The 14,076-nt window shown below is 68.5% G+C and carries 15 protein-coding genes; 9 read left to right on the forward strand and 6 right to left on the reverse strand.

The annotated features are described in order from the left end of the window. The first annotated feature begins 149 nt into the window (after nucleotides 1-149). The 6 genes from AE652_RS04885 to AE652_RS46165 all read left to right on the forward strand — a co-directional run bounded on the left by AE652_RS04885 (nucleotide 150) and on the right by AE652_RS46165 (nucleotide 5,897). Entirely contained in the window at nucleotides 150-1,298 is a 1,149-nt protein-coding gene (locus AE652_RS04885) for a cation diffusion facilitator family transporter (RefSeq protein WP_049649882.1), read from the forward strand. Between the two features lie 59 nt (nucleotides 1,299-1,357). Then, nucleotides 1,358-2,260 (forward strand): 5'-3' exonuclease, encoded by a 903-nt coding sequence (locus AE652_RS04890; RefSeq protein WP_049649894.1) that lies wholly within the window; start codon nucleotides 1,358-1,360, stop codon nucleotides 2,258-2,260. Between the two features lie 204 nt (nucleotides 2,261-2,464). Then, nucleotides 2,465-3,778, forward strand: a complete 1,314-nt coding sequence (locus AE652_RS04895) for a DUF262 domain-containing protein (protein ID WP_049649883.1) — start codon at nucleotides 2,465-2,467, stop codon at nucleotides 3,776-3,778. Further along, nucleotides 3,775-4,923, forward strand: a complete 1,149-nt coding sequence (locus tag AE652_RS04900; protein ID WP_049649884.1) for a DUF3696 domain-containing protein — start codon at nucleotides 3,775-3,777, stop codon at nucleotides 4,921-4,923. The genes AE652_RS04895 and AE652_RS04900 overlap by 4 nt, the downstream gene beginning before the upstream one ends. Nucleotides 4,924-4,965: 42 nt before the next feature. After that, nucleotides 4,966-5,577, forward strand: coding sequence for a hypothetical protein (locus tag AE652_RS04905; RefSeq protein WP_159028351.1), 612 nt, complete (start codon nucleotides 4,966-4,968; stop codon nucleotides 5,575-5,577). Further along, complete coding sequence (locus AE652_RS46165; protein WP_159028352.1) at nucleotides 5,562-5,897, forward strand: hypothetical protein; 336 nt, start codon at nucleotides 5,562-5,564, stop codon at nucleotides 5,895-5,897. The genes AE652_RS04905 and AE652_RS46165 overlap by 16 nt, the downstream gene beginning before the upstream one ends. A 159-nt stretch (nucleotides 5,898-6,056) precedes the next feature. Here the strand turns inward: AE652_RS46165 and AE652_RS04915 are convergent, their stop codons facing one another. The 6 genes from AE652_RS04915 to AE652_RS04940 form a co-directional block, all read right to left on the reverse strand. Beyond that, entirely contained in the window at nucleotides 6,057-6,434 is a 378-nt protein-coding gene (locus AE652_RS04915) for a hypothetical protein (protein ID WP_049649887.1), read from the reverse strand. Nucleotides 6,435-6,649: 215 nt separating this feature from the next. After that, nucleotides 6,650-7,744: a radical SAM protein gene (locus AE652_RS04920; protein WP_049649888.1), complete on the reverse strand. Its 1,095-nt coding sequence runs from the start codon at nucleotides 7,742-7,744 to the stop codon at nucleotides 6,650-6,652. A 13-nt stretch (nucleotides 7,745-7,757) separates the two neighbouring features. Then, nucleotides 7,758-8,291 (reverse strand): class IV adenylate cyclase, encoded by a 534-nt coding sequence (locus AE652_RS04925; RefSeq protein ID WP_049649889.1) that lies wholly within the window; start codon nucleotides 8,289-8,291, stop codon nucleotides 7,758-7,760. Further along, nucleotides 8,278-8,538 (reverse strand): hypothetical protein, encoded by a 261-nt coding sequence (locus tag AE652_RS04930; RefSeq protein ID WP_159028353.1) that lies wholly within the window; start codon nucleotides 8,536-8,538, stop codon nucleotides 8,278-8,280. The genes AE652_RS04925 and AE652_RS04930 overlap by 14 nt, the downstream gene beginning before the upstream one ends. Before the next feature lie 373 nt (nucleotides 8,539-8,911). Beyond that, on the reverse strand, nucleotides 8,912-9,865 hold the full coding sequence (locus AE652_RS04935; RefSeq protein ID WP_049649891.1) for a hypothetical protein: 954 nt from the start codon (nucleotides 9,863-9,865) through the stop codon (nucleotides 8,912-8,914). Beyond that, nucleotides 9,862-10,545 (reverse strand): anti-sigma regulatory factor, encoded by a 684-nt coding sequence (locus AE652_RS04940; RefSeq protein WP_049649892.1) that lies wholly within the window; start codon nucleotides 10,543-10,545, stop codon nucleotides 9,862-9,864. The genes AE652_RS04935 and AE652_RS04940 overlap by 4 nt, the downstream gene beginning before the upstream one ends. A gap of 301 nt (nucleotides 10,546-10,846) precedes the next feature. Between AE652_RS04940 and AE652_RS04945 the strand changes: the two genes are divergently transcribed. From AE652_RS04945 to AE652_RS04955, 3 genes are all read left to right on the forward strand, one after another. Continuing rightward, nucleotides 10,847-12,196, forward strand: coding sequence for a tol-pal system YbgF family protein (locus tag AE652_RS04945; RefSeq protein WP_234348231.1), 1,350 nt, complete (start codon nucleotides 10,847-10,849; stop codon nucleotides 12,194-12,196). A 33-nt stretch (nucleotides 12,197-12,229) separates the two neighbouring features. Continuing rightward, on the forward strand, nucleotides 12,230-13,132 hold the full coding sequence (locus tag AE652_RS04950; RefSeq protein WP_049649896.1) for a phosphotransferase: 903 nt from the start codon (nucleotides 12,230-12,232) through the stop codon (nucleotides 13,130-13,132). Between the two features lie 337 nt (nucleotides 13,133-13,469). After that, the gene (locus AE652_RS04955; protein ID WP_049649893.1) at nucleotides 13,470-13,958 is read left to right on the forward strand and encodes an SAM-dependent methyltransferase; all 489 of its coding nucleotides are present in this window, start codon (nucleotides 13,470-13,472) and stop codon (nucleotides 13,956-13,958) included. The last annotated feature ends 118 nt before the right edge of the window (nucleotides 13,959-14,076 follow it).

The following is a 14,076-nucleotide window of genomic DNA, read 5'->3' on the forward strand; positions in this document are numbered from 1 at the left end:
GCGGAGTGAGCCGGATCCGGCCGCCCGGACGGGAACGACAACGGTCACCAGTACAACCTTTGGATCTTTGTCGATTCTGCGGTTCACTTCGGTTGCGGGGCGGTCGTATCGCGCCCCCTTTCCCACCCGTGCGCCCAGAGAGGACTTCCATGGCCGGGCACGAGCACTCGCACGATGATCATGCGCATGACCAGAGGCACTCGCCCTCGCACTCGCACGGCTCCGGGGGGCACGCGCATGGTTCGGGCGGGCACTCCCACGGCTCCGGGGGGCACTCGCACGGCTCCGGGGGACACGGCGGCCACTCGCACGGCGTCGCCGCCGACGCGGACCGCCGCTGGCTGCTCAGCGCCCTCGCCCTGATCGTCGTCTTCATGGCCGGCGAGGTCGTGGTCGGCTTCGCCGCCCAGTCCCTGGCCCTGATCTCGGACGCGGCGCACATGCTCACCGACGCCGCCTCGATCGTGCTCGCGCTGATCGCCATGCGGCTCGCCGCCCGCCCGGCCCGGGGCGGCTACACCTACGGCCTCAAGCGCGCCGAGATCCTCTCCGCGCAGGCCAACGGGGTCACCCTGCTGGTGCTGTCGGCCTGGCTGGGCTACGAGGCGGTCACCCGGCTGCTCGAGCCGCCGCAGGTCACCGGCTCGCTGGTGCTGATCACCGCGCTGATCGGGATCGTCGTCAACCTCGCGGCCACCTGGTGCATGTCCAAGGCCAACCGCAGCTCGCTGAACGTCGAAGGCGCCTTCCAGCACGTCCTGACCGACCTGTACGCCTTCATCGCCACCGCCGTCGCCGGCGCGATCGTGCTGACCACCGGCTTCGCCCGGGCCGACGCCATCGCCTCGCTGATCGTCGTCGCACTGATGCTCAAGGCCGGCATCGCGCTGGTCCGGGACTCCGGACGGATCTTCCTGGAGGCCGCCCCGGCCGGGATCGACCCGGACGCGGTCGCCGACCGGATGGTCACCGAACCGCTGGTCGAGGAGATCCACGACCTGCACATCTGGGAGATCACCTCCGGCCAGCCCGCCCTGTCCGCACACATCCTCGTCACCCCCGGCGGCGACTGCCACGCGGTGCGGCGCTCCCTGCAGCGCCGGCTCTCGGACGAGTACGGCATCACCCACTCCACCCTCCAGGTCGACCACGTCGGCGAGGACGAGGCCGGCGCGCTGCTGCAGATCGCCACCCCGCCCGACTCCACCGCCTCCGCCGCCTCCGCTGCCTCCACCGCCGCCGAGCACTGCGCCGACTCCCACGGCCCGGTCCACCGCGCCGGACCGCACGAGCACTGAGAACCGGCGGTCCGTCACCCCCGTACGGCATGATCTGAGACGTGACCGCACCGCGACTGATGCTGCTCGACTCCGCCAGCCTGTACTTCCGGGCCTACTACGGCGTACCGGACACCCTGCGCTCGCCGCAGGGTGAGCCGGTCAACGCCGTCCGCGGCCTGCTGGACTTCATCGCCCGGCTGGTCCACGACCACCGGCCCGACCAGCTGGTCGCCTGCATGGATGCCGACTGGCGCCCGCAGTGGCGGGTCGACCTCGTCCCCTCCTACAAGACCCACCGGGTCGCCGAGGCCGCCGAGGACGGCGAGGAGGAGGTGCCCGACACGCTGGCCCCGCAGGTCCCGGTGATCGAACAGGTGCTGGACGCCCTCGGCATCGCCCGGGTCGGCTCCCCCGGCTACGAGGCGGACGACGTGATCGGCACCCTCACCGCCCGCGCCACCGGCCCGGTGCAGATCGTCACCGGCGACCGCGACCTCTTCCAACTGGTCGACGACGCCCGCGGGATCACCGTGCTCTACCCGGTCAAGGGCATGGGCAACCTCCAGGTCACCGACGACGCGCTGCTCCAGGAGAAGTACGGCGTACGCGGCGCCCAGTACGCCGACATGGCCGCCCTGCGCGGGGACCCGTCCGACGGCCTGCCCGGCGTCAAGGGCATCGGCGAGAAGACCGCCGCCCAACTGATCAACGAGTACGGCGACCTCCCGGCCATCCGCGCCGCCGCCCTCGACCTCGGCTCCAAGCTCACCCCGGCCCGCCGCCGCAACATCGTCGAAGGCGCCGCCTACCTCGACGTCGCCCCCACCGTCGTCCGCGTCGCCCCCGACGCCCCCCTCCCGGACTTCGACCCGGCCCTCCCCCGCGAACCCCTCTACCCCATGACCCTGGAAGAACTCTCCACCCGCTGGGGCCTCGGCACCTCCCTCGACCGCCTCCTGGAATCCCTCGCCACCCGCTGAGCAGTCATTCCGATCGAGCCAGCGGACGACCGTCGGTGTGTCCGTCACCAGCCTGCTCAGCCGTTGCTCCGGGCCAGAGCGCAGAGGCGGCCGAAAGGATCCTCCCATGCGGCACCCTTGAGCGATCGATCCGACCGCACAGGTGTGAGGCAGAATCGATGCCGGTCGATAGAGCCACTCTCAAAAGGGAAGGGACGCGAAGACATGTCACCAGAGGACAGCGGCAGCACCCGCGCACCCCAGTCGAAGGAGCAGCTCTCCCTGTACGGCCGCTATCTGGAAGGCTCGTCCGCCGGGGAGAGCGGTGACTTCCTGGTAGAGATCGGGGCGGGTGGGCGGAGCACTGATGTGGAACTGGAACGGCCCGACGAGGAGCCGGACAGCACGGGCGACCGAATCACGGCGCCGTACGATCCGTCCAAAATCGAGATTCAGACCCTCAACCCGACGATCAACCTGCTGATTTCCCGGCTGATAAACGGAATGATCGACCTTGCCCCGGATTTCCAGCGCAAGGCAGGCATCTGGTCGGACGAGCAGCAGAGCCGGCTGATCGAGTCTCTGCTCCTGCGCATCCCCATCCCCTCCTTCTATGCCTCCGAGCTCACCGACAGCTCGTGGGCCCAGGACAGTTCGTGGGCGATCGTCGATGGAATCCAGCGCCTTACCGCCATCGCGCGGTTCATCGCCCCCGAAGCTCTGGCGGAGGCAGGCGTCAAATCCGGGCCGCTGAAGCTGCGCGGCCTGGAGTACCTCAAGGACGATTTTGAGGGCAAGGGGTACGACGATCTGTCGGGACGCATGCAGATCCGACTCAACGAAAGCCAGGTCGTCGTTCACCTCATCCGTCCGGGAACGCCCGAAGCGGTCAAGTTCAACATCTTCGCGCGTATCAACACGGGCGGCCTCCCGCTGACCCGCCAAGAGATCCGGCACGCACTCATCCCTGGCCCGGCTCGGCGGCTCCTGTCCTCGCTCGCCGAATCGCCGGAGTTCGCCTCGGCAACTGGCTACGGCGTCTACAGCGAACGGATGGCAGACCGCGAGATGGTGCTGCGATACCTCGCCTTCCGACTCGCCGACCCCAGCCGGTTCCGCAGCCAGGACTTCGACCAGTTCCTCGCCCTCACCATGCGTCAGGTCAACCGGCTCTCCGACGACGAGCGGGAGGCTCACGCCCACGACTTCCGGCAGGTCATGGCCACGGCTGAGGAAATCTTCGAAGGCCACGCCTTCCGTAAGCAGTTCCCCGGCCAGACACGGCGCTCACCGGTCAACAAGGCCATCTTCGAAACGGTCTCCGTGAACCTGGCCGCCCTCTCGGACCGCGAACGATCCACACTGGTAGCCTTCCGCGAGCAGGTGACCGAGGGCTTTCAGCAACTCATGACCGACCGGAACTTCGAGCGGGCCGTGTCCGTGGGTACCGGCGACCGGGCCAAGGTCGTCGACCGCTTCGCCAAGGTCCGCGAACTCTTCAGCACCGTCCTGCAGAACAATGGGGGCAGCGACCAATGATCCAGCAGTTGTCACTGACCAACTTCAAGGCGTTCCGGTCCGCCAACATCCGGCTGGCTCCGGTCACGCTCCTCACTGGCCTCAACTCCTCGGGCAAAAGCACAGTCCTGCAATCCTTGGCGCTGCTGCGCCAGTCCTACGACTCCGGCATCCTCATGTCAACCGACGGGGACGCCGACAGCCGTGGAGGCTTCCTCCTCGACGGTGACCTCGTGGAGCTGGGCACGGGCCAGGACCTTCTGCATGAGGACTTCACCACCGAGCGGCCCGGCATGGACCCACTGATCTCCGTCGAATTCGACACCGTCGGCAAGGAGTCGTACTCCTGGTCCGCCCGGTACGCGCCGGAACAAGACGTGCTGCCCCTGGAAAGTTCCTCTCGCCCGACGGATTGGGGCGACGTCCCCCTTTTCTCGCGGCGTTTCCAGTACCTCAAGGCTGACCGAATCACGCCGGCCACCACCTATCCGCGGTCTCATCACCAGGCGATCGGCCGCGGCTTCCTCGGGGCGCGCGGCGAGCACGCCGTCAACTACCTGCGGCACCACGCACAGGACGTCGTACCGGATGGCCACGCGCTCCGGCATCCGCAGGCAGGCGGGCACACACTGCTCGACCAGGTTGTCGCTTGGATGCAGGGACTGTGCCCCGGGGTCAACCTCGAAGCCTCGGAGATTCCCGGGATCGACTCAGTACGCCTCAGCTTCGGGTTCGGCGGTACCGCCGGACTGGAGTCAACCCGACGGCGGCGCCCGACGAACGTCGGCTTCGGTCTCACATACGCCCTCCCCATCGTCGTGGCGTGTCTCACCTCCGGGCCCGGCAGCATCATCCTGCTGGAAAACCCCGAGGCTCATCTCCACCCGCGCGGCCAGTCCCGGATGGCCTCCCTTATCGCCGCCGCCGCATCCGCCGGCGCCCAGCTCGTCGTCGAGACGCACAGCGACCACGTACTCGACGGAACCCGGCTGGCCGTCAAGCAGGGGCGGCTGACAGCAGCGGACACCGCGGTGCACTTCTTCCGGGGGGACGGAGCCGGCGTGGAGATCATCACCCCGGCCGTCGCCGACGACGGATCACTCTCCGAATGGCCGGAAGGCTTCTTCGACGAGTCGGAGAACACACTCGACCAGCTGTTGGGCTGAACGCCCGTCCGTCAGTTCAGGAAGACCAAAGGGGGGCACTTCGTGGTGCTCATGTTCTTCAACGAGAAATCCTGCGCTTCTGACTGCTCGCAGGACGACGCCGGGCAGGCGATGCGCGATTTCGTAGGGGTCTGCCGGGCGGTCTGGCGGGTGGACAGAGGGGCGAGCCTCGTCAGCGAGGTCCGGATGGAGGACGTGGAACTCGCCCCGGGCTACTACCTCGCCCAGTGGCGCAACGAGAGCCGGAATCGCGACCACTGGCAGTTCATGCGGCGGCTCAACCGGAAAGCTCCCTACTCCACGGTGTTGCCGGCTCCCCCCGAGGAGCAGGAGATCGAGTACCGCCACGACGGCGATCCGGTCCTCGGGCTAGCCGCCGCCCACATGATGGAAGCCCTGGCAGTCAGTCTTCCCACCACTCGGCTCTGGGACGCCCCATGGCTGAGTGTCGACTACGTCCTGGTCGACGAAGAGGAAGTCCAGGAGGACAGTGCGGAGGTCCGGCACGCTTCGACACCCGAGCACGTGGCGAGCACGCCGAGTGGATCCGCGAGAGCACGGCGAACGCCGTCACCTCGGGCGCGCAGCTCTGGGAGGACCGCGAGAGCCTTTTCGCCTCACTCCAGTTCACCCCCCGCGTGGAGGATGACCTGAGAAACCTCCCGGCTGTCTCCGTACCCTCGGTCCGGGCGGCTCTGCTCTCACTCAACGCGGCGGCCGAGGCGTGGAAGCCCGGAGACTCGGAGCCAGCCTGGCCGATCAAGGTGGTCCCCGAGAGCGACACCCGAATCAATCTCGGGCTGTGCAACTTCACCGACAGCGACGGGGTCAAGCGGCTGTTCAGCCTCCACACCCGTTTCCGGCCGAAGCCTGGCCGCATCCATCTGCGGGTGGTCACCGAGGAGGAGGGCGTACGTATCGGCTACATCGGCCGGAAACGTCTGACGGAGGACGTCCCGCGCAGCTCACGGTGAGGCACGAACCACTGGACCCAATGGCCCTCGAACACCTCCCCTCGTGCTGGGGCCTGGGCTGCCCGCCGGCGCGCGTCGTGGAGACGCTCTCGGCGCGCTGAGTGCTCAGTACACCGCCTTCCACTGCTATGCCGGCGTCGGTCCCTCCGGCGGCGGCCGTCAGAGGCTGGTCTCGGTGAGCCTCCGGACCGTCTCCGACTTGACGTGGTTCGCCATCATCCACCGATGGAACTGGGCCGGCAGAATGCCGGTGGCATCCACCTCCGTGCGCATCCGGGAGAACGTCGGCAGAACGTCGTCCGTGAGGTGCGCGCGACGGACCGTTTCCATCACCACGGTGAGTAGGACGACGTCGCGCACGACCTGGTAGCCCGACCAGGCGCCGATGTGGGGGTGGTCCAGGGACTGATCCCGCTCGTACGAGAGGTAGGTGTCGGCGTGGGCCCTGGGCTCCTCGCACGGGCAGACGAGCAGTTCGGAGCGCCGGCGGGCGGCGGCCAGGTCCGATTCCCATCCCGTTGTCGCTTCTACCGTCACATGCCTTTGTCCCCGCCGTCGGCCGGGGGCAGAGGCGTTTCTTCTGCGCAGGAAGTCGGCTGTGCCGACTTCCTGCGTAACACCGTGGAGGCCCAGGCGGCGAGGCGAAGCCGAAGCCGCACAGGGGGTGGGGAAGCGCAGCGGCCCCGCTGCGCGCGGGGAGCGCGGCGGGGCCCCTGGGGATGGCGGGTCAGCGGGACCGCAGGGCCCGCCGCTCAGGCGGCGGCACCGTACTCGCGCGTCAGCCTCCGGACTTCGGCGTCCTTGAAGGCCAGTACCTCCTCCACGATCCCGCTCTTCGGCAGCTCGGCCACGGGCACGCAGAGGTCCATCCGCTGAATGCAGACGCCCACCATGTACTCCCCCTGATCGGTGAGGTACAGGCGGATGCCGTAGTAGCCCTCCTCGCAGTCCGTGTCGTTGTTGAACCGGCACGACGCGCAGGTGTCGGGGAGCCGCACGGGCAGCAGCCGCTTGACGTACACCGCTCGGCTGCCGAGCGCCCGGTAGAGGGTGCGCTCGTCGGAGGTCCCGGCGGTGAACGTCCGGAGCACCGGTTCCGCGCCGACCCGGGCCAGCACTTCGGAGATCGCCGCGACCGACTCCGGCCCGTCCTGGATGCTGGTGAGCATCCGCACGTCCGCGAACTGGCCGTACGACTCGACCAGGTTGACGACCCGGCCGACGTGGGCCATTCCGGGGACGACGATGTTCACGGAGACCTTCACGCCGTTGGAGACGGCGGCACGGATGGTCTGCTCCGCCGCCCGGATCTTCGCCTCGGCCAGACCCGGCGTCCTGAAGCGCTCGGACTGAACGACCCGGAGTTCTGCGGCGGTCGTACCGAAGACCGACACGTTGACTCGGCCGAGTCCGGCCGCGGAGCACTCCGCCATCACCTGCCGGCCGCGTTCCCCGTTGCTGGTCATCCCGACGCTCAACCCCATGCCGGTGAGTGCCGCGACCAGCGCGGGCACCTCCGTGTGAAGGGTGGGCTCCCCACCCGTGAGGTGAACCTCGTGGGCGTCGAACGCCCTCGCCACGGTTCGCACCGCCCGCCGGAAGGACGCGTCCGGGGCCATCCTCGCGGCAAGGAAGCCGACCCCGTTCGTCTCGCTGTAGATCGACACACGCCCGGTCCTGCCCGGGCCCGCGACGAAGGGCAGTTCGGCGCGGCCTCGATTGTCGGCGGTGACCGGCGTTCCCTCGTTGTGGCAGAACGTGCAGGCCAGCCCGCAGTCGTCGATCACCTTGATGCGGATCGTCCTGTCCCGGACGACCCTGATCGCCGGACGATGGGTAGCTGACAAGGCTTGTCTCCTGTCACTCGAACGTGAGCCGGGGAATCGCTTCGATGTCGATCCCGTACCGGCGGTAGACCTTGGTGGTGTTCTCGCTCGTCAGCTCCTCCAGGGGGAGCTTGAGCGCGAGGGCGGTCGCGTGGACGTGTTCGGCGCTGTCGCCCTCGATCTCCAGGTAGGGGGGAATCAGCGGCCAGTGGTCGATCTCGATGGCCGCGCCACCGAGCGTCCAGGAGGACCGACGGTTCTCCTGGTACGCCTTCGGCTGGTAGCCGAGCTTGCCGAGGAGCGTGTTCGCGGCGTCGAAGTCACCGACGGTCGTCTCCGTTTCGGCCACGCCGTCGATCGCGTCGGAGTGGATCTCCTTGACGCACAGGGTGACGTCGGTGCCCGTGTCACGCAGCCGGACCCACGCTCCCGGCCGGCCGGGGATGTCGTAGACGTAGCGGCGCTGGAAGCGGTCGACCACGTGCTCGGCCCCGGCCCCGGCCAGGAGCACGCGGATCTCCTCCGGATCGACGTCGAGGATCTTCGCTTCGAACTCAGTTGCGGTCATGGGGAATTGCCTTCCTCGATGCGGTGCGGGCATACGAGCGCACGGTATCGGCGATGCTGCGAGCCACCTCGGCAGGCGTGCGGTCGGTGCCGTCGACCCGCAGCAGTCCGAACGCCCGGTACACGCGGGAGCTTTCGGCCACGTTCGGCTCCTCCCGCCGGTGCCAGGAACTCAGCGTTCCCAGCTCGGCCCGCCGCCGAAGCCGCTCCTGGCGGACGCGTTCGCCCACCTCCAGCAGAATCGGCACGTGCGGGAGGAGGACTCCCTCCGGGTACTCCGGCGCGCAGTCGTGACCCATCGCCCTGTGCGTGGCGATGGTGCGCGGGAAGTAGGAATCGACCACCACGGTCCGGCCCGCCCCGACAACCGCGCGCGGTCTCGGACTTGATGTGATTGGCCATCATCCACCAGTGGAACCGCGCCGCCAGGATGCCGACGGCGTCTACCTCCGCACGCATGCGGGGGAAGGTCGGCAAGGTGTCGTCCGTGAGGTGGACGCCGTCAACGAGGGCCGCGACCAGCGGGGCGACCGTGGTCTTCCCGCTCGCGCTGAGACCGTCGATGGTGATGAAGAATCCTCGGGTCACGTCCATGTGAACTCCGTTTCCTGGTTCGGGCTTTCATCGCGGACCCCAGTTCCACGGGACCGGGTGGGCGCCGCGCAGGCACGCGATGCGGTGGGCGGCCTCCTGGCGGATGTTGGCGTCGAGATGGGCGCGGCGGACCGTGTTCATCGCCGCACTGAGGACAACGATGTCGCGTACGACCTGGTAGCCGGACCAGGCTCCGATGTAGGGGTGGTCCGGGAGCCGATCCTCCCGCTCGTAGGAGAGGTAGGTGTCGGCGTAGGTGCGGTGGTCCTGACGCGGGCCGGTGAGCAGTTCGGAGCGCCAGCGGGCGGCGACGAGGTCCCACTCTCGATGGCCTCGTCGGAGCGGGCGGCGCAGCAGGAGTCCGACGTGGACTCCGTCGTCATGGCAGGGGACCATGCCGAGGGCGCCGAGGACGACGGTTTCCGGTGTCGGCCAGTCGAGGTAGTCCCACTCTTCTCGCAGTTGGGCGGCGCGTTCACGCAGGAACCGGCGGGCGGACTCGTCCAGCGGCGCGTCGTCCAAGCCGTCCAGCAGGTGGGCGAACGGGTCGTGTTCCCGCAGCCACGGAGCCGTCCCGGGGTCGATGCGGTGGGTGAGGGCGGTCACCCACGCGGAGAGGGACGTGTCGGCGCTCGGCTTCCCGGGGTCCTGCCAGAAGGTCACGGCCCGGCCGTCGACGGCCGCGCGAACCTCGGTGTAGTAGGCGGAGGTGACGGGGAGCAGGTGCTCCCGGAGGAACTGCGCGCCCTTGATGAGCGCCCAGGCCTCGTCCACGTCCGGGTGGACGATGGCGAGTGCGCGCGAGCGCGAGCCGAGCGACCACAGGTGGTTCGGGCTGTCGCTGAGCAGCTCGGCTTTCGCGGGGTCGTCGCCGGTGGCCACGCAGGCCTGCGTCAGGGCCTCGTAGGAGGCCGCGATGTCCAGTCTGCGGGCGGGGCTGATGGTCTTGAGCAGCTTTCTGGTTCGCGTTCCGACGCTCATGGAGCAGTCCTCGGGTACGGAGTGGAAGGGTGGACGGGAGTGGCGGCCCGGCCCGGCCCGTGGAGACGTCGGCTCGCGGCTGTCGGCACGACGGTGCGTTCCCCAGGCCGTTGTGCCGGCCGGTTCGGCCTCGGCGTATTCCCGGGTGCGTGCCCGGGGCCGACCATCAGGCAACGCTCGGGGGGCCGCACGACGGCCTTCGGCTGCACTTCCGCCTCAGCGGCGGTGGCCTGGCCGAAGGTCGCCGGTTCCACGTCGAGTTCGAACCAGACGGACCAGCCGGTGGGCCGCCCCTGAAGGTCGATCCGCTGGTGCCATCCGATGTCGTCCGCGTAACCGTCGACGACCACCAGTCCGCGGCCACTGGTCGCGTCGAGGTCGTCGACGCTGCTGTTCATCGCCGCTTCGACCACGCTCGGGTCCGTCACTGTGGTCCGCAAACGGCCGCGCTCCCGGTCGACGCCCACTTCGATCAACAACACGGCTTCACGGTCAGGGCCTTGACCGGCGGCGTGCTTGATCGCGTTGTCGACGAACTCCGACGAACACACGCGGAGCGCGTACGCCCGGGACTCGTCGAGGACGATGCCGGCTCTCGCGACCTCCTCGGACAACAGGTTGCGGATCGCGCCGAGGGACGCGGTTGTGACCTTGGCTTTGACCTCCAGGACACGGTGCATGGCTGTTCCTCCTGGCTGGACATGGGCAAGTGTTCCCGGGTCATTGGCGGGGGTGGCGAGTGGTGGCCATCGCGTGTCCACAGAGACTCGCCGCGTCAGAGTCGAGGGGCAAGCGGAAGAAGTTGCCGTTACGAGCCGGACTCACTGCTTTGACGCCAGCGGTGATGCAAACCGGCAATGAGTTACTGGTTTTGACGGTCAGTCAGTGACCCCGGGCGACTAGGCTGTCGCTCGGCGATAGTGGAGGTGGGGCGTGGGTCACAAGCCGCCCTGCGCAGCGAGTACCAGGGCCCGTGCCTTGGTGAACGGCTGGACGATCGACATGGCGGTGGCTGCGATCGTTGAGTGCTGTGGCGTTACGCGCCTCCGTGCTCACCGCTTCGCCCGGGGGTGGACACGAGCTCGTGCCGTCAGCGAACTGATCGCCCTGTGCGATGGGTTGGCGCTCGACCGTCCGAATCCGGACGCCGAGCAGCTGGGCGCGTGGGAGCGGAGCGCTCGGATGCCGCGGGCTCAGACCATCGACCTTCTGTGTCGCCTCTACCGGACCGATGCGCAAGGACTGGGACTTTCCGGTGGCTACCGGGCGGATGTGTGCTCGCCTGTGACCGTGTTCACGCCGCCCGTCGCACCCGATGTTCCGGTGACCGAACGTGCGGCCGCACCCGGGTCGCCTGACGTGAGCGACCCGTTCGATGCTGTGGCCCGCGCACACCGGCGCGCCATCGAACGCACGCTGGCGAGCACGACGCTCACCACCGGGGAGCTGGAGTCCCTGGACGGGAAGCTCCTCACGCTGCGACGGGACTACGTGTCCGACCCCCCGATGGTGATGCTGGCACGGCTGCTGACAACCCTGGAGGAAGTCCGGCAGTACTCCGAAGAGCGGCAGCCGGCGCTCGTCCAGGTGCGTCTGTCCGAGATGATCGCCGTGCTGTCCACTCTGACCGCAGACGCCCTGATGAAGCTGGGACGAAAGGAGCAGGCCCGGGACTGGTACGGGACCGGGAAGTCAGCAGCCGACGACAGCGGCAACCGCGAACTGCGCACACGAGTGCGAGTGCAAGCAGCAATGCTGCCGTTCTACTACGGGCCTCTGACCGAGGCAGCAGCCCTTGCCCACGAGGCTGTGCTCCTCAACCGCGGGCGGCCGTCCGCGACAGGAGCGTTCGCCGCCGCCGCGGAAGCCCGGATCAAGGCGCGCCAGGGAGACGAGGACGGCGCCCGCGCGTCGATCGCACAAGCCCGCGGGCTGTTCGAACGCAGTCGGCAGGCAGCCCTGGAGGACGATGCCTGGGCGTTCCCCTATCGGCGGCTCCAGCTCTATTTGTCGGGCGCCTTCACCGCGCTCGGCGACACGGTGCAGGCCGGCCGTGCCCAGGAGGAGGCTCTGCGCCTCTACCCCGACCACACCGGTATCGACCCGGCGCTGCTGCGCTTGGAGCAGGCCATGTGTCTGGTTCGGCAGCGGAGCGCGTCCGAGGCCTGCCAGTTGGCCCGGGACACCTACCTGGCGGTGCCCGGTGACCACCGTACGCAGATCCTCGGCACCCGCGCGGCGGATGTCATCAAGATAACGCCGAAGGAGGCGAGGCCTCGCGCAGCCCGGGAACTCGGCGAACTCCTGGCGCTTCCGTCCGGCGGGACGTGACAGATGCTTCCCCTGCCCGTCAGCCTGACAGGTATGAGTGTTCCGGTTGTCCGGGTCGGCGGGTTCGCCGAAGCCGAGGTCGTCACAATCCTCAACGCCGCGTGCGACCAGGTCGGGCTCGACCCGACCGGAGCCGTGATGCTGCGCGGCCATACCAACGCCGTCTACACGCTGCCGGCCGCCGGAGCGGTCGCCAAGATCGCGAGGGCGGGCACACCCTTGGAGAGCGTCCGCCGTACCGTCCGGCTCGTTCAGTGGCTCACCAGCAAGAACTTCCCCACCGTCGAACTGCTGCCGATGAAGCAACCGGTTGTGGTCGACGGGCATGCCGTGACGTTCTGGCACCACCTGCCCCAGCCCGACCGTCCCGTCCCGGCGGCGCATCTTGCTGTTCCCCTCCGCATGCTTCATGAGCTTCCACTACCTCCCTTCGATGTCCGTCCCGTCGACACAGCCGGTGCCATCAGGCGGTCGATCGCGAAGACCACCGCATTGCCGGCGAACGATGTCGCCTACCTCGAACGGCGGCTGACCGAGCTGGAGGACGCGCTTCGCCAGGTCCGCTACGTCCTGCCGCCGGGGTTGTCACAGGGGGACCCTCAGCACCGGAACGCGCTCCACCACGAGGATTCCGCAGTCCTGTGCGATTGGGACACCGCCTGCTTCGGGCAGCCGGAACTCGACCTCGTCACCGTCGAGATCCACTGTCGCCGCTTCGGCTACGGCCGCGCCCACTATCAGGAGTTCGCCGATGCCTACGGATTCGACGTGACGTCGTGGCAGGGCTACCCCGCCCTGTGCTCGCTCCGTGAACTGCGGATGATCACCACGAACGCCAAGCGGGCCTCAGCCGGAAGCCCGACGATCGCGGAGGTACGACACCGCATCCAAGGGCTGCGGTCCGGACACGACCGGCTCGAATGGAACATCCTCTGACCAGGCCCCGGTTCGGGCCAACGAGTTCCGACGCAACCACTTCGCCCGGATCACATGCCTCCGCCCTCTGCCTCTTGGCGAATCATCCTTGCCGGACTGCACGCCTCAGGGGCGGCAAGGAGCTTCGAGCGCAGCCTCGCGCCCTGGAAAACTTCCTCATTCTCGGTCACCTCAGCCTCGTGAAGGCCGGGCAGCGCTCCAGGGTCGCACTATCTCATCCCAGTCACTCGACGCCATGCAAACCGATCGACGCCGTCGACAGGCGCGCTGCCGAGTACTTGGCAGCCACCATCTGACCCGCCGCCCAAGCGCGGTCCGTTCCAAGGAGAGGAAACACATGAGTGACGTCTTCAGCGTGGAAGCGCTCGGGCACGTTGTAGGAGGTCGAACGGAACCGACCGACGACTACTGGGGAGGGACGCGCGCCATCATCCGGCTCGACGGCCACAGGTTTCCGCTCGACGCGACGAAGGGGCTGGAGGAGTTCTCCCACCTCGACGTGATCTTCCGGTTCCACAGGACCGACCCGACCGATCTGAACTTCGGTGCGCGCCGCCCCCGGGACAACCCGGACTGGCCCGAGGTCGGTGTGTTCGGCCACCGGAACATGCGGCGCATCAACTGGCTCGGGTCCTCCCGCTGTCGGCTCGTGAAGGTCGACGGCCTGGACCTGCACGTCGAGGACCTGGACGCCATCGACGGCACCCCGGTCCTCGAAGTGAAGCCCTGGTTCGAGGAGTTCGGCCCGCGGGGAGAAGTCCGCCAACCCACGTGGACCAGCGAGATGCTCCGCGACTACTTCGCCCCGGCGCCGCCCACGGTCTGACCGGCGGCATTGGCTCGTTCGCGTCGGCTGTCTCTTCTCCACGAGAAGTCGACTGGGCCGACTTCCTGCGCAACGCTGTTGAGGCCCAGCGGCGAGGCGAAGCCGAAGCCGCGCGGGG

The organism is Kitasatospora sp. MY 5-36 (assembly GCF_001182915.1).
GTDB lineage: Bacteria > Actinomycetota > Actinomycetes > Streptomycetales > Streptomycetaceae > Kitasatospora.